This is a genomic window from Myxosarcina sp. GI1(2024) (assembly GCF_053543375.1).
In genome coordinates this window covers 50254-70208 of record NZ_JBKGTY010000011.1, presented here as the reverse complement: position 1 = coordinate 70208, position 19955 = coordinate 50254, and the positions used below count along the sequence as shown (strand labels likewise).

Sequence of the window (19955 nt, the reverse complement as noted above, 5' to 3'; positions counted from 1 at the left end):
AATGCAACTAACTTCAAGTTCTGAATTGGATAAATTTATGAAAAAAAATATATGTAATTAATAAACCCTCTCTATTTATTTAGAAGGGCTTTAGAAAATATTATCCGTATAAAATAAAACGGTTCTATGGAGATTTTAGAACCAGAAGGGGTGTTTATTATTTAAAGTAAAAATATTACTGTTTATTGGGTTGAAGTCGTTTTCGAACAAAAAATATCTCTAAGTTTAGATATTAATAGTTGAAACATAATTTATGCGATCGCGATTGATTAAATATTGGAGCTTCCGAGCAGCAACTGCAAAAATAAGATTTTTTAAAAAATTGAAACATACCACGCAAATTTTATCACAGTTTAAACCGCGTCCATATAGAGAACTGGAGTTTTAACCAGATCCCTTTTTCCTTTGCCCCTTGACCTTTAACCTAAAAATAGAAAAATAAAAAACTACGGGTTTCAAAGTAGACGCGGTTTATATAAAAATGTTACCGATAATTGTGTGGAATTTTAATTTGTATGGATTTTAATGGTATGCAACATGCTAGATTTAGCAGCTTGGGAAATACAGATTTTGTAGGTATGAATGTCGTTACTGGGGATGACAACACTGGTTTGTTAAATCAAGACAGTATTACGTTTGATGCTGGTAACGATCTAGTTCAAAATGTGCTGTTGGTTTCTGGAGGTGGCAATCGCAATCAAGCGATTTATAATCTTGGGGAACTTGGTGAAGAACAAGAAGCAGTTATTACTACTGGAGCTGACAAAGATAATATACGTGGCATTAACATCGTTACCGGTAATGGAGACACCAATACCGGTATTAGAAATTATGAAACCTTTATCGGTATGGATGCTGGTATCGATCGCGTTTTCGGTTTAGTTCTGGTTAGAGGCAATGGTGACCGTAACAATGGTATTAGCAACGTTTTTAGCTCCATAGATCTGGGAGCCGACAACGACCGAATCATCGGCATCGCAACTATTAATGGAGATGGCAATGACAACTACGGCATTAGCAGTTCATTTTTCGGCTTCAGGTTAGGAGAGGGAAATGACGATTTTAGTGCAGTTGTTAAAGTTGCCGGTAATGGTAACGGAAATGGAGGTTTTATTGCCTCAGATGGTGGTCTCAGCGGCGATCGAGGAAACGATGTTGTTAGCGCTGTAGCCTCTATTGGCGGGGATGGCAATGACAATGTTGGTCTCGACATAGCTAATGAAGCTGGTATTAGTCTTGGTGATGGGGACGATCGCATTGATGCTGTTGCAGGTATTGATGGTAACGGCAGTAACAATACCGGAATTTCCTCTAGGTTTGGTGGAATTTCCTTTGCTTCTGGCAAAAACTATATTAATAGTACCGTTGGAGTAAGAGGCAATGGTGACTTTAATCGTGGTCTCGATCTTGAATTCTTTGGAAATATTCAAGGTGGTGCTGAAGATGACAAGATTGACAGTAGAGTAAGGGTTCGAACAGGGAATAACAATAATGGTAGCTACATTGGCGACTTTGGTACTGTCGATCTAGGAGATGGTGATGACGAACTGATAAGCTCGGTTGAAATCTTTGGCGGGGGAGATAACAATAGTGGCATAGTCTTAGTACCAGAACAGGGCGACTCCAGTCTAAACACTGGAGCTGGAAACGATCGCATTTACAGTTCGGTATCTGTTGAGAGTGGTATCGATAACCATAGTATTAACAACCAAGGAACAATCGATCTGGGTTCGGGAGAAGACAGAATTGAGACTCTGGCACCCGATGCTTTCTCAGGATATACAGGAGGTGGAATCATCAATTTAGGGGAAGGTAACGATTATATTAGTGGCTTTGGAGATCAGTTCGTCGATGGGGAAGAAGGTTTTGATATTGCTAAATTTGATTTAGAGACTGAATTTTCAGTCTTTCTCGGCAGCGATCCAAGTTCGATTGCGATCGTGGCGAATGACATAAGGATGTCTTTCTCCAATGTCGAGCAATTTGACTTTGCTCATAGCTCCTACTTCTTTGAGGACTTGGTTGCTATAGCTGCAGAAATTTGAGTTTAAACTGACAATAGACTTCTTGCACGAATCATAATCGACTAGCTTCCCAAGAGGAAAAAGCAATTATCCTCAGTGGTCATGCTACTCAAATAGGCTACCAACTTGAATTTATCCCTATTGCATAACCTTTTCCTTTCGCTTCCACCGATTTATAACAGGTGTAGGGTTGCCCGTTCCTGTTTAGAGAACGAGTTTTTGTAATATTGCAATACGCATTGCTGTATAAAAATACAAACTGCTATCACCTATAAATATTCTGTTGATTCTGTTGAAAAAATCTACTGTAAAAATAAGTGCTGATTGATATTCTATAGTCAGTCCAATATAAATTTAATTGCTTCTTAATTGCTCTTTCGGTTGGGATTGAGCAATTTTTTGTGGTAGAACTATCGAACTAAAATTCATGGCAGACAGAATAAAACATGAATGAAGCGAAGACTTTATCTGTAATTAAGAATATTGGTAACGTATCTTACTCCCAACAAAAATTTGCTGCTTGTTTCCAAGTCACTCTCGTCACTTGCATATTTTCTGCATCCTAGCCGTAGTTTGATTTAGATTCAAACTTAAAACTTACAGAAGAGAGACAAAAAATGAGACACTTACAAGCTTTATTTACCGCTTTTGTACTTTATATCGTACTGTGTTTTAGCCTCGATCCGCAATCCGCCAAACAACTTATTAAATACCTAGTTGAAAATTAACTTTTACATTTTGACAAATATTGAATTAAACTCACTGAAATATTGAATTAAACTCACTCTCAAATCGCTCGATAAATCTAAAATAGATCGAGCTTACTAAAAAGCTTTTGTTTGTGAAACTTATTACATCAAGTTTAGAAGTAAAACTATGTATTCAAGTAATGTCAATCTCCTCGCCAATTCTTTAGGAGTATTATCTTTAATAGGTTCTAGTATAGTTTTTTATCCCGCGATCGCCAGTACAGTCAGACTATTGCCCAATTACAAGATATTGTGTTGGCAGACTGCTCGTCTAGCTTTAATGGTTACTATTTTCTTGGGATTAGTACATGGTTTGTTAATGACTCAAAAGGAAGATATTGATTTTAACGAGCTCAATACTTATTGGGTTTATGCCGAAGGATTACTAGCTTTTAATCTCCTAATTTTTTTAGCTTTTACCTTTAGCGAATTAAAACGCGATCTTAAAAAACTAATTTATTTTACTTACGCTGGTTTATTCCTTTTAGGATGTCACGTCTGGCAACAAATCGCACATTTATTTGGTTAGGAGGTGAATGGTGAATATTTTAGATTCCTTAGGAATGGCGCTTGCCACCTTAAAAGCTGACAAGTTAAGAAGTTTATTGACCACCTTAGGCTTAATCATCGGTAATACTTCAGTTATTTTATTGGTGGGCATTGGCCAAGGTGCCAAACAGTTGGCAACCGAAGAATTAGAATCCTTTGGACCGAATATGCTGTACGTAATTCCCGAACAGGGTAATGTACGCCGAACCACAGGTAAGCCCAAAACCTTAGTCTTAGCAGATGCCGAAGCGATCGCCACTCAAGTTCCTTCTGTCTCTGCAGTAGCCCCCCAAATCAAAAACAAGCAGCTAATTAACTATCGAGATCTCACTATAGAAGCTTCTTTGGTTGGTACTACCCCAGAATTTCTTGCGGTGCGTAATTTTCAAGTAGCAACGGGAGAGTTTTTTACAACCAGGCATCTCAAACGTAACAATTTAGTTGCAGTCTTGGGTGCAGACTTAGCCGCTCAACTATTTCCCCACGAACGAGCAATTGGCAAAAAAATCCGCATTAAAAATAATAGCTTCGAAGTCATCGGCATTATGGCGGCTAAAGGCTCTTTACTCGAAAGCAATCAAGATCGGGCGGTATTTATTCCCGCTACTACTATGGCAACAAAAATAGTGGGCCAGACTTCTCCCTACGGTACAGAAGTCTCTTCAATTACTTTTACCGCTACAGATAAAGCTAGTGTCCGTGCGGCAGAGTTTCAAGTGAGTAATTTGTTGCGCTTGCGCCATAAAATTATCGATCGCGACGATTTTGCCATTCACTCTCAAGAAAAGTTTTTACAAACCTCTAATTTAGTAACGTTAGGTTTAACTGCTTCTTTGGTGGCGATCGCCAGTACCTCTCTGATCGTCAGCGGTATTGGCATTATGAACGTGATGCTGATGTCGGTCAAAGCCCGTACCGCAGAGATTGGCTTACGCAAAGCTGTCGGTGCTTCTAGTAGGGATATTTTGACTCAGTTTTTAATCGAGACTTCAATTTTGTCTTTAGCTGGAGGTGTTATTGGTACTTTAGTTGGTGCCAGCGGTATAGTGACAATCGCCATATTAACTCCACTTCAAGCTAGCGTAGCACCGTTAGCAGTATTTTTAGCGATCGCTAACTCCTGCGGAATTGGTTTTTGTTTTGGAGTCATACCTGCCAGACAAGCTGCCCAACTCGATCCGATCGTATCCTTACGCCAGGCAATTTAGAGTTTATCGGGAAAATTAAACTCTTTACTTGCCCTCATATTAAATTAAAAATCTCCCCTGAGTTCGTTCCGTCTCAGTTAATGCAAAACGTTTAATTTTTTGCTCTAGCAAATGTTCTGCCATTGCTACATCTAAATTGCTCCAGTGCATTAGTAAAGCCAATTTGACTCGTTTGTTGCTGCGCTCTAGTAACTCCTCTGCTTGTTGGCGATTTAGATCGGTAAGATCGCTAATTATTCTCAGGGCGCGATCCTGCAGTTTACTGTTAGTGACGGCAACGTCAATCATGCGATTGCCAGTCAAAAATAAGAGCCTTGAATTTCTATGCTCCACAATAAACATCGGAGTTTGCGAATTTTTAGTTCGGTTTTACGTCTTTGAAGAAGCAACTAAAACAGCTACGATTTAATCATTACGGGTAAATTATCTCTCCTGGGAGGTATTAAACTCCAAAAGAAATGATTAATTGTCGGTGGAGGTCGAAATACAAGTGCAAAACTGGTGGCTGCAGAATCTGAGCGAAATTCTCAATCGCGATCGAGAAGAAGTTTTTGGCTCTGTCTTGGTTAGACGAAATTCTCCAGGAAACCCAGAGCATTTAGAGCAGTATAGTAGCAAAAATCGTACTGCCGAACTCAGAGCACAAAGAGAATGGTGTGGCGCGATCGCTACAGCCGAGCAGCTACTTTTGTCAAAAATTGCTTCTCAGACTGAAACCTCTAGTCCAAAGGGTTTAATCTTAGCAGCTCCAGTTCCACTTTTTAGCAATTTAGCTCTTTCAACTCACTATCAAATAGGAATATTTACCCCTAACGCTTCTAAAGCTGCGGCATTAATGCCCTCTCAACCCTCCTCTGTCGTTAATGATAATTCTCTTATTAATACTCCTTCGACCTTTGAGTTACCTCTGTTCGCTGGAGATCCCCTCGCCGAAGAACAGTTTTGTTTGATTTTAACCGACGAGTTTAGCTTGGTGATGGTGTTGGGAACCGACAAGGCAAAAGTAGCGCAATTTGATTTTTCTTTCGAGCCAGAAGTCATCACCGAAGTATGGCTAACTTTGCGCTCGCGCTTATTACCTAATAATTTCGACAGACGAGAAAAACTAGATAGTTTAGTCGAAATTTTTAAACCAACCGTTCCCGATTCTCGTTTGGTAACTAGCTTTACTCGTCAATTACTACAAAATATACCAGACGAAACTACTTTTGAAGCTGCCAAAGCTCGTCACGTCGAGTCAATTGCCTCTCGGAGATTGCCTGAGGTAGCCTCTGGGTATTCTGCTTCGGCTTCGCCTCAAAAGGGAAATAAACTAGAAATGGAACTGTTGCAGGCACTTACTCACGAAGTTCGGACTCCTTTAACTACGATCCGAACTCTAACTAAACTGTTATTAAAGCGCAAACAAGACTTTAAGCCCAACGTAGTCAAGCGTTTGCAAGAAATCGAACGCGAATGTACCGAACAAATAGACCGTATGGAGCTAATCTTTAGGGCAGCGGAATTTAAATCTACATCTCCCGTTACAAAACCAGTTAATTTAGTTCCTTTTCCCTTAGAGCAAGTATTTCAACAAAATATTCCTCGCTGGCAAAAAAAAGCGCAGCGGCGAAATGTGGAACTAGATTTTGTTCTTCCCCAGCAGCTACCGAGAATAGTCAGCGATCCAGCTATGTTAGATCGAGTTCTTACCGGCCTGATGGAAAGCTGCACTCGTAGTTTACCTACCGGAGGTCAAATTCATGTCAAAGTCTCTACGGCTGGCGATCGCTTAAAACTTCAGGTATTATCGGAACACAATAATCAAACCAATCGTCTGAAGTCTTTAGGTCAACTACTGTCATTTCAACCAGAAACGGGATGTTTGAGCCTCAACCTCGATGTAACTAAAAACATCTTTCAAGCTATAGGCGGCAAACTTACCGTCAGACAAAGACCCCAACATGGTAAAGAATTTACGATCTATTTACCACTTGGTAACTCAGGAATTACTCAAGATTGGCAATGCGCGGCTAAAAATGCCTAGGTATAGTTATAGTAGAAGCTGTCTCACTCCCTCAATCGATTACAATCTCAGACGAAAACATAGTCGTGGATAATCTTAAGGCGATCGCCGATCTTTTCAAGCCAGAGGAGGATCGAGTTTTAGAGCTGCAACAATTTGGTAGTGGCAATATCAATCATACCTTTTTAGTAACTACCGACTCTACAAGCGAACCTTATTTCATATTGCAACGCCTTAACACCAGAGTATTTCGTCAGCCAGAACTGGTTATGGGCAATATTCGTACCTGTTGCAATCGCCTGCGTCAAAAACTTCAGCAAGCAACCCTAGGAGAACGTCGTTGGGAAGTTCCTCGGGTATTGACCATCGGTAGCAGCGATCGCTGCTACTGGATCGATCGCCAGGGTTCATTTTGGCGGGGTATTAGCTACATCAATAATTCTCAATCCTTCGATACCGTTCTAGACCTCCAACACGGAAAAGAAATTGGCTACGGTTTGGGGATGTTTCATCATTTAATTAGCGATCTTTCCGTAGCCAAATTAGCCGATACCCTACCGGATTTTCACATTACGCCCAAATATTTACAAATTTACCAGGTAGTTGTCGCTCAAACTAAACTTATTCAATCTCCTGAAATCAATTATTGTCTTAAGTTTATTGACGCTCGCGCTGAGTATGCTGAAATTTTAGAACGTGCCAAAGAAAAGGGTAAATTAAAGCTACGTCCCATTCACGGCGATCCCAAGGTTAACAATATTCTCCTCGACTGCCAGACCCAACAGGCGATCGCCCTAATCGATCTCGATACGGTCAAACCAGGATTGATCCATTACGATCTAGGTGACTGTCTCCGTTCGGCTTGCAATCCTCTTGGAGAAGAAACTCGAGACTGGGAGCGAGTATATTTCGAACCACACTTAGCTCAGACTATTTTACAAGGCTATTTATCCGTGGCCAAAAATTTCTTGACTGGTAACGATTACGAGTATCTCTACAGCGCGATCCGCCTTCTGGCATTCGAGTTAGGACTGAGATTTTTTACCGATTATCTAACAGGCAATGTTTACTTTCAAGCTAAATATCCAGAACACAATCTCATTCGAGCTTTAGTTCAATTTAAGCTGACAGAAAGCATTGAATCTCAAAAAATAGCGATCGAAAATTTGGTTCGAGGCCTCAAATAGAATGAAATACTGTCGAGATCGATCGTCATTTCTTGATGATTTTTTTAAATAAAAATAATTATTAAATTAAGTAAGTTGTAAATTTGTATACTAAAATTAATATTAGACAATATTTTTTAGGTTTATTGGCAAAGAATGGACGAAAAAGCAACTAAAGCAGAACCACCTCTACTGTATGATGCAAAAGCAATTTCGTCTCAATACCGCTATCGACCTTGGCAAGTTATCGGTCGAGCCTTGGTCATCATCTGGTCATTAGGTAGTTTTGCATTTCGCCTTCAGCTAGATAAATGGTTGGGCAAAACCGAGATTAATCGACCGAAACGCGCCAGAGAATTACGTAAAATTCTCACCAAACTCGGTCCCACATTTATTAAAGTAGGACAAGCTCTATCTACTAGACCAGACCTAATTCGTCGCGATTTTCTCAACGAGTTGATCGAGCTGCAAGACCGGTTACCGCCTTTTGATAATCAGACTGCATTTGAGATTATTGAATCTGAGTTAGGGCATAAAGTTCGAGATATCTATCGCGAAATCTCCCCCAATCCGATAGCTGCTGCTAGTTTGGGTCAAGTTTATCGGGGATTCTTGCATAGTGGCGAAGAAGTGGCGATTAAAGTCCAGCGTCCCAATTTAAGACCCTTATTGACCTTGGATTTATATCTAATGCGTTGGGGTGCGGGTTGGCTGGCACCTTGGCTACCCCTAAATCTCGGACACGATTTAACTTCGGTTGTCGATGAATTTGGTATCAAACTCTTTGAAGAAATTGACTATGTCAACGAAGCCAAAAATGCTGAAAAATTTGCCCTGAACTTTGATGGTGACCCAGAAGTAAAAGTTCCTTTTATTTATAGACAGTATAGTAGCACTCGTGTTTTGACCCTAGAGTGGATTAATGGTATCAAGCTCACCGACATCAAACGCATTGAAGCTGCTGGATTAAATGTCAATAGCCTGATCGAGATTGGAGTAACTTCTGGACTGCGTCAACTGTTAGAATACGGCTTCTTTCATGCCGATCCCCATCCTGGCAACTTGTTCGCTACTTTTGATGGGCGGATGGCATACATCGATTTTGGCATGATGGATCAACTGGAAGAATGGATGAAAGAAACTATTGCTTCGGCGGTAGTACAGCTAATCAACCGCGATTATCAAGCTTTAGCCAGAGATTTCGTCCAGCTAGGATTTTTAACTCCCGATGTAGACATAGAGCCAATTATTCCCGCTTTAGAACAAGTATTGGGCAGAGCAATGGGCGAAAGCGTTAGGAACTTTAACTTTAAAACTATTACCGATGAATTTTCCGAGTTAATGTACGAATATCCTTTTCGCGTACCTGCCAAATTTGCCCTGATTATACGTTCTCTAATTACTCAAGAAGGGTTGGCACTCACTCTCGATCCCAATTTCAAAATTATTGAAGTTTCTTATCCCTATGTGTCGCAACGTTTGTTAACGGGAGAATCCCCTCAGCTAAGAAGACGTTTGCTCGATGTATTGATTAGAGATGGCAAATTCCAGTGGGAAAGACTGGAAAATATGATTGCGATCGCTCGTTCTGACGGTAACTTCGAGCTTTTACCTACGGCTAGATTGGGTTTACAATATTTACTTTCGGCAGAAGGAAAATATCTTCGCCATCAGCTATTGCTGGCATTAACCGAAGACGAACGCATCCATACCGATGAGGTAAGGCGTTTGTGGATTTTAATTCAGGATGAAATTAAACCACAAAGTATTTTCGAACTAGCCTTAACTACCTTTCGCGAACTATCCATGGAAAGAGTAGCAGCAATGATACCTACTGCTACTAATTGAGACAGAGTGAGGTAACAGACGGGGAAATCCTTACTACTTCTTCCTTCGTTTTGACGTTTCGAGATAAAGTAGTTGAGAACTAGATCGTCAATCAAATAGCTAGCTTCGTTTATGTACTATTTTTCCCAACCACCATTCTTAGTGTCTATTATCGGAGTTGCAATCGCCCTTGCCTTTATTTCGTCGTTTAAGGCTCAAGTAGAACAACAACTTCAAAATCGGTCTCAAGAAGCAAAAAAATCCGATTTTTACCAATTAAAAGGTAAGGGATTAGTGCTATCTTATTGGGGAGTTTGTCTGGGAGTCTGGATTTTTCTGGCAGGGGGATTATTAATTTTTGATTTCGGAATCATCTCTGCTTATGGAGTATCCCTACTTTTAACTATATTTATTGGTTCTCTAATTTGGACTCAACTCAATGACTTACTGATGCAATTTTACCGAGAAGGTTCAAAAGCACTGAATTTGGATGAAATGAACAAATAAATCAGTCCTGTTTTTGTCTAACGCCGACGATCGACTCTTGCTGCAAAAACTATAAAATGGCAAAATAAGGACAGTTATTAAGAGAAAATAAAAATAGTAAATTTAGTCACTAAATTGCCCGTACCTGATTAGATAAAACTTAAATTAAACTTGGGAGATAACTCAATGAGTGAAGAAAATACTGAAAATAATGGCAATCAAATACCAGAAAACCAAGGTCAGTCACCAGAAAATGGTGAAAAAAAACAAGCCTTAGCTTTATCGGTCAAAGAAAAAAGCACTTTATTGCCACAAAATAGACCAATCGAACGCAGCCATCTGCAAATAGTAGACACATACAGTTCTGTGGGTTCTAATCGTCCCATAGCTAAAGGCACTGTCGAATTTAAAAATGCTCTAGCAATATCTGGAAATCGTCCCATTGCAGTAAGTAAGCTGCATATCAGTCAAAACTATTCGGTTATGGGCAATCGTCCCGTAGCTCCTAATGAAATGGATGATGTTTCTACATTAATGGGCTATATCGACTAAATTAGCTCGATAGAAGCTTTAGATTAATTGGAATGAATACTAAGATCGTGACAGCAAGTAGGGCAATTTGTTTCTGGTTGCTGTCATTCGTTTATCCGATCTATGGTTAAAAAATTGTTTAGCTGCTTAAATTGCTTTTTTTTCTACGACGCAAACGTTTGAGAATTGGCAAGCCACCAAAATAGGCAACGGATGCGGCGATCGCACCTACTACAACACAGCCCGTAATTAGGGTTGCCCCAAAAGTAAAGCCTAGTTGACGAAAAGATTTAAAAGACTCAATATTCAAAGGCGAAGCGATCGTGTCTTCAGTTCGCAAAATTAGCTTGCCTACGTGGTAATTAAACACATAAATTGGCACGTATGTCAGAGGATTACTCACCCAAGTACCTGCCGCCGCCGCTAGTTTACTGCCTCGAAATATAGCCGCTAAAAATATACCAATTGCGGTTTGTAAGCCAAATAAAGGAAAAAATCCAGCAAAAACTCCTAGAGCTAAACCTCTGGCAATGGTTTGAGGATTAGCACGCAGCCGAATTAATCGATAGTAAATCAGGCGAATCGGTCTAATTATCTCAAGCCGACGGAGTTTTCTGTGCTTACTACGATTGACTTTTTTTTTCTCCATTAGAGCACTTGGAGACAACAAGTTGCCTTGGGAGTAAGAGCGATTCATGCTGAGTATTTGCTAAATTTCGGATCTCTTTCATAAATAAATGCTATACGAGAAAGAGGAGAATAGGAAAGTCCTGAGTTCAAAATTTTAGGTAAATATACTCTAATGGCTTTAATTCAAGGAGAAACCATTGCGGCGATCGCAACTGCTGTTGTACCCCAGCAGGGAAGTGTAGGCATAGTTCGTCTCTCAGGAGATAAAGCCTTAGAAATTGCTCGTGTTTTATTCGATGCTCCAGGCAAACAGCACTGGGAAAGTCACCGGGTTCTCTACGGCTACGTCCGTCATCCCCAAACCAAGCAGTCCATCGACGAGGCCCTGTTATTAATTATGCTTAGCCCACGTTCCTTGACTCGGGAAGATGTAGTCGAGTTTCACTGTCACGGTGGAATCGTGGTGGTACAGAACGTATTGCAATTATGTATAGCTTTAGGAGCGAGATTGGCTCGACCGGGAGAATTTACGCTGCGGGCATTTCTCAATGGTAGAATCGATCTCACTCAAGCAGAAAGCATCGCCGATTTGGTAGGAGCGCAGTCTAACGCCGCATCTCAGACCGCTTTGGCTGGTTTACAGGGGAGGTTATCAGCTCCTATTCGTAAGTTGCGCTCTACCTGTTTGGATATTCTCGCCGAGGTGGAAGCGAGAATTGATTTTGAAGAAGATTTGCCCCCTTTAGACGAAGCAAAAATCGCACGGAAAATCGAGCACATTTTAACCGAGGTAACGAAAATTTTAGCTACGGCAGAACGAGGAGAACTACTGAGAAGCGGCTTAAAAGTAGCAATTGTCGGTCGTCCAAATGTGGGTAAGTCCAGCTTGCTCAACGCTTGGAGCCAAAGCGATCGCGCCATCGTTACCAATCTACCGGGTACGACTCGCGATGTAGTTGAATCAACCTTAGTAGTTAAAGGAATTCCCGTCCGGGTACTGGATACGGCAGGAATTAGAGATACTGTAGATACGGTCGAAAAAATTGGGGTAGAGCGCTCGCGTCAAGTAGCCACTGCTGCGGATTTAGTGCTGTTAACTATTGATGCTGCTGCTGGCTGGACGAATGAGGATGAAGCAATTTACTTACAAGTCAAACACCGCCCGATAATTTTGGTTATCAATAAAACCGATTTAGCTAGGGCAGATAAGGTTCAATATCCTCAAGAAATTCCCTTGGCGATCGATACTGTCGCCGCAAAAAATCAAGGTATAGAACGTCTCGAAACGGCAATCTTAAACTTGGTGACTGCCGAACGGCTTAGCGCTACTGACTCAGATTTAGCTATCAATCAAAGACAGGCTGCTGCCTTAACCAGAGTCAAAGTTGCTTTACAACAGGTAAGAGAAACAATTGAGGCAGGTCTACCCCTAGATTTTTGGACGATCGATCTGCGCGGCGCAATTCAAGCTTTAGGAGAAATTACGGGAGAAGAAGTTACCGAATCGCTTTTAGACCGCATTTTCAGTCGCTTTTGTATCGGTAAGTAGAACATAGAGATTAACTTGAGGATTTGATTTAAAACTTCTTACTTTCTACTTTCTAGTTTTTTTATCTTCCTTTACCTAAAACGATCACTCGTATAGTTTTTAAAGCGATCGCCATATCTAAAAACAAAGAATAATTTTTAATATAGTAAAGATCGTAAGCTACTTTTTGATAGGCATCTTCTACTGAAGCACCATAAGGATAAGATACTTGCGCCCAACCTGTAATTCCTGGTTTGACCAAGTAGCGAACATCGTAGTAGGGTATTTCTTTTCTCAATTCGAGATCGAATTCAGGACGTTCGGGGCGAGGTCCGATTAAACTCATATCTCCTTTGAGCACATTCCAGATTTGCGGTAGTTCGTCGATTCTAGTCATGCGCAGGAAACTACCAACTCTAGTAATGCGCGGATCTTTTTCTGCTGCCCACTGCACCCCCATTTGTTCGGCGTTTTGATACATCGAACGAAATTTATGCACCCTAAATCGTTTACCGTTAAGACCCGTTCTAACTTGGCTGTAAAAAATGGGTCCTTCACTATCCAATTTGATTAAAATTGCTACGATGATAATAATCGGTAAGGTTAAACATAATAAGCATACTGCAACTGAAAAATCGATTAACTGTTTAAGCTTGATGGTTACTCGATCGTGTAAGATGCTAAATCCAGAAGTAAAAGCAAACCAATTATCTTGAATATAAGCAGGAGGAATTTTTTGCCAAAATTGCTCGCAAAAGTCAGCCAAACTATAAACGTATATTCCCCGCAAGCGCATTTCCATCAATTCTCTGACCATTGCTTCGGAAAGTTTTTCACTCTGCTCGTCAATCAAAACGCCAGACCAAAATTGATATTTCCAAGTTACAAAATTATCGGTATTGTCGAGCAATATACGGTTACTGACATTAGTTTGAGAATCGGACTTGGCTTCTGAATCGGTTAAACAAACAAACTCTGTATCGGAATTTTGCTTCTGGTATTCTTCACTAAAAGTGAGTATTTTGTTGTCACTGCCAAAAATTAAAAAACGACTTGGTTCTTGATTGACTTTAATCCATTTGCCAGCAACAATTCTCCAAGTTATCGCCCAAATTGAAAATAAGCCAACGCTAATTAGTAAGATTCCTCTACCGACAATCGGATAGCTACCCCACAAACCCGTTAAATATATACAGGAAGTGATTGCCGTTACCGTAGCTAAAATACCCAACAGGACTCGTTCGGAAGTCCAAAGTCCAGAGACTTGTTTTTGTAATTTATAAGTATCTGCCAAATAGAGTCCAAATAAATACATGGCAATCAAAGCATAGATAACGGGCGATTCCAGATCGATCGCTTTTCCAAAACGTACTAAAAAGGCTAAATTAAAACAGAGCAGTAGTCCAATAACATCACTAAGTAACAGCAGCCACATAATAATGGCGCGAACAGTACGGTTTTCAATCGGTAATCTCTGTCGAGATGAAGATACTTGGCTAGATGACATCAGATACTGAAGTTAGATAAAAGTACGGAAGTTAAAAATTAGGTTTAATTTTACAGGAGAGATTGTAAAACTACGGCTAAGACTAAGATAAAAAGGTAGATTTAGCAAGTTAAATGAAGATAGTTAGATCCATTTGGCTTAGTTTATGGTATTTTCTGATTATTGTTGGGATTAATGGTTGCGATCGCGCTTTATTTGTTGAAACGCAGGTAATTCCAGGAGGGATTAACAGTAACTCAATTGAGGAACACCCAGCCTATAGTAGCGATGGTCGTTATTTAGCTTTTGCCAGCGATCGCCGAGGACATCGAGATATTTTTCTTTACGATTTGCAAGAGCGGAATTTGGTTTCTCTGCCCAATCTCAATCGGCGTAATTCTAGTCAAGATTCACCATCCCTTAATACTGATGGTAGCTATATTGCCTACGTTTCTACCGAACGAAGCAAAACCGATATCATGCTTTACGATCGCGCCAAACAGCGCTCGCAGTTATTAACCGTAAACGTTCGTGGTTCTGTAAGCAATCCTACTATCAGCGGTGATGCTAGTAAAGTTGCTTTTCAAACCAGTCAATTAGGACAGTGGAAAATCGCCATCGTGGATACGAATATAGTCAATATCAGTAGTGAGGAATAATTTAGGCTTTCTCTACATCTGCCAGGGATTATACTTCTTGGTAACTACTATGACCGATTTATCTTTGACTAACATGATGAAAGAGATAGTAAGATAGTAAAATTACCAGAGCGATCGCTCGAATAATTGATTGAGTCCTATGGAAATTAAACGCATTCGAGTTTTATCCGATAACTATATTTTTGTCTTAAGCGATTCTCAACAGAAAATTGCCACAGTGGTCGATCCTGCGGTAGCAGAACCCGTACTCAACTATCTTCAAGCATCCGATTTAAAACTAGTAGCAATTTTTAATACACACCACCATTACGATCATGTAGGAGGAAACAAAAAATTAAAGCAAAGATTTCCCGACCTTTGTGTTTATGGTGGTGTTAAAGATCGAGGACGAATTCCCCATCAGGAAGTTTTTTTAAATGAAGGAGATACGGTAGAATTTGCCGGGCGACAAGCAAAAGTCTTCTTCGTCCCAGGACATACTTACGCTCATATTGCCTATTATTTTCCTCCCACCACTCCTAGCGAAACGGGTGAGTTGTTCTGTGGCGATACCATTTTTGCAGGAGGCTGCGGTAGGTTGTTTGAAGGTACTCCCGCACAAATGGTAGATTCTATCAGTAAATTGAGAAATCTCCCCGATAATACTCGCGTTTGGTGCGCTCACGAGTATACCTTGAAAAATCTCAAATTTGCCCTAGCTGTAGATGGAAACAACTCCGATCTCCAATCCAGATACAAACGAGTCAAACAAGCACGCAGTAAAAATATTGCTACCGTACCTTCCCTTTTAGGTTTAGAAAAGCAAACCAATCCCTTTTTGCGTTGGGATGCACCTAGCTTACAAGCAGTTACCAAAATGAAGGAACCAGCAGAGGTATTGGGATATTTGCGAGCCATGAAAGATCGATTTTGAATTAGGCACTAGGCACTAGTCACTAGACACCAAGGTGTTATACATAAGACTTCTTGCATAAATATTATTAACCTTGATTTAGTAAGGGGAAAAGGTTAAAAGGTATAACAATTGCTCCTTAAGAAGGTTTATAGGCGATCCCGTAGGGATCTGCTTTGCAGTTCGCATAATTTTATCCAACTTTTTTTTAAATTAGCTGTCTCCTCTATTGTCCTAATAGTCCATAAAGCGTAGCGACGCGATCGTCTATTTCTTTTATTAAAGAATATGAAGAACCAGTCTTGCCGAAAAGAATTAATAAAATAGATGGTAATGTACGAGAGACTCAAAGAGCGAAAGTCAAGTAAAAAAAATTGATTCGGTCAGTTTTATGGAAGACTTCACCACATTCTACTTTCCCGACAATAGCTTATCAAAACGCCTAGTTTTTAAAAAAGGTAGTGGTGCTGCGGTAATCTTGATGCACGAGTTATCAGGAATAATCCCCGAATGTGTGGACTTAGCCCGAAGGCTAGCTGAACATTTTACCATTTATCTGCCGTTGTTATTTGGAAAAACAGATAAACCTGTTTCTGTACCTAGAATGCTGCAATATACGGCTCAAATCTGTATCAGCAAAGAATTCTATTGCTTTGCCAAAAATAAATCCAGTCCAATTACAGATTGGCTCAAAGCACTTTGCAGACAAGCTAAACAGGAATGTGGTGGAAATGGTGTTGGCGTCATTGGAATGTGTCTTACGGGAGGATTTGTTTTATCGTTGATGGCAGATGACTCGGTAATTGCTCCTGTTGCTAGCCAGCCTTCTCTACCGTTCGGAATTACATCGGCTCATAAAGCAGCTTTAGGAATATCAGTCGAAGAGTTAGAACGTGCCAAAGAGAAAGCTAGTAATGGTGTTCCTATTTTGGCTTTACGGTTTTCGGAAGATAAGATTAGTCCACCTGAAAAGTTTGTAACCCTGCGTCAAGAGTTTGGAAAGGAAACAGAAGTAATCGAAAATAGTGCGGAATTATGTTGGATGCGTGGTGCAGCTTTAGAAATTATGGAAATTAATTCTCAACCTAGTAATCCTTACAACATTTCTCAAAGTTCTCATGCGGTTTTAACTTTGGGTTATCGCGAGCCGGATCATCCAGCAAATCGAGTTTATCATCGTGTAGTTGAGTTTTTGCACGAACAATTTGCTAAGTAATTAGAACAATTAATAAGGTTTACTTACGTTGGAGGATAATCTGATGTCCAACCCCACAGAAACAATCATCAATCCTTCGCTGCCTGAAGGTGCAGAACCCTTTGCCATCAAAGACTGCGCCTTGATTGCGATCGCCACAGGCAAACAAGCTATGACTCTCAAAGAATTACGAGATCTTCTCGTAGCGATCGATGCCAATAGTATTTATCATCATTTTTGGGGCGGTTTACTAGAGCCTCGCTTTGAAGAGCGCGAGTACAATAACGATTTTGCTTCCTGGGCGCGACGGGGACTACACGACGATAAACTAGCAGAGCGTTTGGCAATGGTCGACCCCAGTTTTTACTCAAATTTGGAAGACTTGCGACAGGAATTACTAGCAATTATCGAAGAACGAATGGACGAGAGCGAATATCTACCATGGATAGTAGCAACTGAACCATTCGAGTTTATTCGGGCGCAAATTGTGGTTTTCGATACCGATAAGCGAGTCGAACTCCCCGAAGAATTAGGAGAGTCGCTCCCTCACTTGTCTACTAGCAGCATTTTCTATCACTTTATTGACGCGAGAAGACGGTTAAGTGATCGCAGCGATGACTTTCGCTGTTGGCTGGCTAGTTTTAATGGTCTATATAACGAGTTATCAAGCCAGTTAGGGAGTATCGACCCCTATTTTGAAACCTTAACCGAACTGCGTCAGCAACTAACTGTTATCTTTCAAAACTTTTGTTCGGGAGCAGACTGATGAATATACTCGAAACCTATGCTCGAGTAGCAGGAGAAGAGGTTATCGACCAGTTAAGACAACTCGCCAAATCCTTGCAAGGAATGAATATAGTTCATGTCAATTCTACTGCTGTAGGTGGTGGTGTCGCCGAGATTTTAAACAAGCTAGTTCCTTTGATGCGAGAGTTAGATCTTAATGTTTCTTGGGAGGTGATTACAGGGGACGAGCAGTTTTTTCAATGTACCAAAAGTATGCATAATGGTTTACAGGGTATTCAAGTGCCCATTAGTAATTCCTTATTAAAACACTATCAAGAGGTAAACGCTGATAACGCCGTCAAGCTGCGCTCAACCCTTGAAGCCGCCGACTTCGTATTTATTCACGATCCTCAACCAGCTCCCTTACTCAATTACTGTCCCAACCGTAAGGGTAAATGGGTATGGCGCTGTCATATCGATGCTAGTCATCCCTATCGTCCAATTTGGAAGTTTCTCCAGCCGTTTCTAACTGACTACAACGCCAGTATTTTCTCTCTTGCTGCTTTTGCCAGAGCTTTACCCCATCCAGAATATATCGTTCCCCCCAGTATCGATCCTTTAAGCGACAAGAATATAGATCTAGAATCAGATGAAATTGATACTGTCTGCGAGCGCTTTTCTTTAGATCGACAACGACCTCTAATCGTACAAATATCCCGTTTTGACCATTTCAAAGATCCAGTCGGAGTTATTCGAGCCTATCGTCTAGCAACCAAATTTGTTCCTTCGCTTCAGCTAGTCTTGGCTGGCGGAAGTGCTACAGACGACCCCGAAGGCAAAATCGTGATTGAGGAAGTCAAAACTGCTGCCGCTGACGATCCCGATATTCAGGTGCTGTTGCTACCTCCAGATGCTCACCGTACTATTAATGCACTTCAAAGAGCAGCAGATATTGTCTTGCAAAAGTCTATCAAAGAAGGTTTTGGTTTGACAGTAACCGAAGGAATGTGGAAAGGGAAACCAGTGATTGGGGGAGATACAGGAGGTATTAGGCTTCAGGTCATTAATTACCATACTGGTTTTTTGGTCAATACCCCAGAAGGTGCAGCTTTACGTATTCGTTATCTAATGCAGCAGCCAGACAAAATCGATGAGATGGGCAAAAAAGCCAGGGAATTTGTGCGTGAAAATTTTTTAATGACTAGACAGTCACGGGAATATTTAACTTTGATGGTGGCTCTACTTCACAGTGCGGTGGACAGGATTGAACTTGGCTGAGTTTTCCCTAATACAGTTTTTACCAGGGAAAAATGAAACATATAGCAAAGCTACGGAATCGTAATAGTTTAATTGAAAAATGCCGAACGAATTAAAAAGGCTCTAGCTACTTATAGCATTATTCGTCTGAGAACCAGGATTTTTAGTACTTATGGGTAAGGCATAGAACATCAGATAGTCAGTAAGTGGAGATGATTAAATGCTTTGCTATGTAACTAACAATTCAATTCAATCAAAGCAAAGAAAAATCCCTTGATGCGATCGCGTAAAGCTCGGTATTAAAAGCTCTACTCGGTGAAAATAAGTTTAACGAGATTAATTTTGATTCGCAGACACCGTTTCCGTCTCAACAGCCTCTACATCTATAGTTTCGCTTTTATCCGGTGAAGCCTCTGAGTAATTAGGGTTTGGTTTCGATTTAGATCTATATTTATCTAATATGACTTCTGACAGTTCTTTTACAAGTAAACTGACTATCATAAAGTCGTCAATTTGTCCGACGATCGGGATTAAGTCTGGGGAAATGTCAAGAGGACTAATTAAATAAACTATTGTACCCAGAATTACCCACCAGCGATACTGTGGATGGCGGATGGCATTACGATACCAGTTATAAAGCGATGTCAGGGAACGATTCATATTTGCTATTTTAATAATTAACTTATTTAATTCTGGCAAATTTGAGCCTTTTATCTGGTGCGGATAACCTCATCCGCTAATTTCGGTAACTACCAAGTATTGAATCGACTTAAGAGAGGTGTTAAGTTGAGAAAAATATTTAAGTTGACCAAATATAAAAAGCAAAATGTAAGGATTCAGGTGCAAGCATGAGGAATAAGAGAAGGATAAGAACAATGTCCAACTGTAGCTTGTAAAGTCTGTTGAAAAAAAGTAATCACCGAACGTCCTTGCAAACGACAAGATTGAATTGCACTCAGCAGGTTGGCTGTATGTTGAAACCGTTCGATGGAACGAGAGCCACCACAAAGGATCTGTCAATAAGTTTGTGTCAAAGA

The 19955-nt window shown here is 40.4% G+C and carries 17 protein-coding genes and 2 pseudogenes; 14 read left to right on the top strand and 5 right to left on the bottom strand.

Translation table 11 applies throughout. The features are described from left to right. The first annotated feature begins 530 nt into the window (after positions 1-530). From ACLFKQ_RS26340 to ACLFKQ_RS26330, 3 genes are all read left to right on the top strand, one after another. The gene (locus ACLFKQ_RS26340; protein WP_449002640.1) at positions 531-2045 is read left to right on the top strand and encodes a hypothetical protein; all 1515 of its coding nucleotides are present in this window, start codon (positions 531-533) and stop codon (positions 2043-2045) included. Between the two features lie 855 nt (positions 2046-2900). Beyond that, on the top strand, positions 2901-3302 hold the full coding sequence (locus ACLFKQ_RS26335) for a hypothetical protein (protein WP_449002639.1): 402 nt from the start codon (positions 2901-2903) through the stop codon (positions 3300-3302). Between the two features lie 10 nt (positions 3303-3312). Beyond that, positions 3313-4530, top strand: coding sequence for an ABC transporter permease (locus ACLFKQ_RS26330; RefSeq protein WP_449002638.1), 1218 nt, complete (start codon positions 3313-3315; stop codon positions 4528-4530). Between the two features lie 39 nt (positions 4531-4569). On the opposite strand, the pseudogene murQ reads toward ACLFKQ_RS26330, so the two are convergent. Further along, a pseudogene (murQ, locus tag ACLFKQ_RS26325) lies at positions 4570-4827 on the bottom strand (N-acetylmuramic acid 6-phosphate etherase); the annotation flags it as partial. Between the two features lie 175 nt (positions 4828-5002). On the opposite strand from murQ, the gene ACLFKQ_RS26320 reads away from it, so the two are divergent. The 5 genes from ACLFKQ_RS26320 (at position 5003) to ACLFKQ_RS26300 (ending at position 10566) form a co-directional block, all read left to right on the top strand. Beyond that, positions 5003-6556, top strand: a complete 1554-nt coding sequence (locus ACLFKQ_RS26320) for a sensor histidine kinase (RefSeq protein ID WP_449002637.1) — start codon at positions 5003-5005, stop codon at positions 6554-6556. 65 nt (positions 6557-6621) lie between these two features. Further along, on the top strand, positions 6622-7722 hold the full coding sequence (locus tag ACLFKQ_RS26315; protein WP_449002636.1) for a phosphotransferase enzyme family protein: 1101 nt from the start codon (positions 6622-6624) through the stop codon (positions 7720-7722). A gap of 135 nt (positions 7723-7857) precedes the next feature. Continuing rightward, the gene (locus ACLFKQ_RS26310; protein ID WP_449002635.1) at positions 7858-9549 is read left to right on the top strand and encodes an ABC1 kinase family protein; all 1692 of its coding nucleotides are present in this window, start codon (positions 7858-7860) and stop codon (positions 9547-9549) included. Between the two features lie 111 nt (positions 9550-9660). Continuing rightward, positions 9661-10035, top strand: coding sequence for a hypothetical protein (locus tag ACLFKQ_RS26305; protein ID WP_449002634.1), 375 nt, complete (start codon positions 9661-9663; stop codon positions 10033-10035). A gap of 165 nt (positions 10036-10200) precedes the next feature. Beyond that, entirely contained in the window at positions 10201-10566 is a 366-nt protein-coding gene (locus tag ACLFKQ_RS26300) for a hypothetical protein (protein WP_449002633.1), read from the top strand. 118 nt (positions 10567-10684) lie between these two features. Here ACLFKQ_RS26300 and ACLFKQ_RS26295 read toward each other — a convergent pair whose 3' ends face one another. Then, positions 10685-11242, bottom strand: coding sequence for a DUF2062 domain-containing protein (locus ACLFKQ_RS26295; protein ID WP_449002632.1), 558 nt, complete (start codon positions 11240-11242; stop codon positions 10685-10687). Positions 11243-11347: 105 nt separating this feature from the next. Here ACLFKQ_RS26295 and mnmE point away from each other — a divergent pair, with 105 nt between their 5' ends. Next, positions 11348-12724 carry a tRNA uridine-5-carboxymethylaminomethyl(34) synthesis GTPase MnmE gene (gene mnmE / locus ACLFKQ_RS26290; protein ID WP_449002631.1) on the top strand — a complete coding sequence of 459 codons (1377 nt, stop codon included), beginning with the start codon at positions 11348-11350 and terminating at the stop codon, positions 12722-12724. 61 nt (positions 12725-12785) lie between these two features. On the opposite strand, the gene ACLFKQ_RS26285 is transcribed toward mnmE, so the two are convergent. Continuing rightward, positions 12786-14210 carry an exopolysaccharide biosynthesis polyprenyl glycosylphosphotransferase gene (locus ACLFKQ_RS26285; RefSeq protein ID WP_449002630.1) on the bottom strand — a complete coding sequence of 475 codons (1425 nt, stop codon included), beginning with the start codon at positions 14208-14210 and terminating at the stop codon, positions 12786-12788. Between the two features lie 113 nt (positions 14211-14323). On the opposite strand from ACLFKQ_RS26285, the gene ACLFKQ_RS26280 reads away from it, so the two are divergent. From ACLFKQ_RS26280 to ACLFKQ_RS26260, 5 genes are all read left to right on the top strand, one after another. Next, positions 14324-14848 carry a TolB family protein gene (locus ACLFKQ_RS26280; protein ID WP_449002629.1) on the top strand — a complete coding sequence of 175 codons (525 nt, stop codon included), beginning with the start codon at positions 14324-14326 and terminating at the stop codon, positions 14846-14848. Positions 14849-14987: 139 nt separating this feature from the next. Further along, on the top strand, positions 14988-15761 hold the full coding sequence (gene gloB / locus ACLFKQ_RS26275; protein ID WP_449002628.1) for a hydroxyacylglutathione hydrolase: 774 nt from the start codon (positions 14988-14990) through the stop codon (positions 15759-15761). Positions 15762-16131: 370 nt separating this feature from the next. After that, the gene (locus ACLFKQ_RS26270) at positions 16132-16956 is read left to right on the top strand and encodes a dienelactone hydrolase family protein (protein WP_449002627.1); all 825 of its coding nucleotides are present in this window, start codon (positions 16132-16134) and stop codon (positions 16954-16956) included. Positions 16957-16999: 43 nt separating this feature from the next. Then, positions 17000-17701 (top strand): DUF5752 family protein, encoded by a 702-nt coding sequence (locus ACLFKQ_RS26265; protein WP_449002626.1) that lies wholly within the window; start codon positions 17000-17002, stop codon positions 17699-17701. Then, complete coding sequence (locus ACLFKQ_RS26260) at positions 17701-18939, top strand: glycosyltransferase (protein WP_449002625.1); 1239 nt, start codon at positions 17701-17703, stop codon at positions 18937-18939. The genes ACLFKQ_RS26265 and ACLFKQ_RS26260 overlap by 1 nt, the downstream gene beginning before the upstream one ends. Before the next feature lie 315 nt (positions 18940-19254). Here the strand turns inward: ACLFKQ_RS26260 and ACLFKQ_RS26255 are convergent, their stop codons facing one another. Both ACLFKQ_RS26255 and ACLFKQ_RS26250 read right to left on the bottom strand, forming a co-directional pair. Next, a complete protein-coding gene (locus tag ACLFKQ_RS26255; RefSeq protein ID WP_449002624.1) occupies positions 19255-19578 on the bottom strand; it encodes a YkvA family protein in 324 nt (107 codons plus the stop codon). A 176-nt stretch (positions 19579-19754) separates the two neighbouring features. Further along, positions 19755-19922: pseudogene (locus ACLFKQ_RS26250) on the bottom strand (IS66 family transposase); the annotation flags it as partial. Positions 19923-19955: the final 33 nt, after the last annotated feature.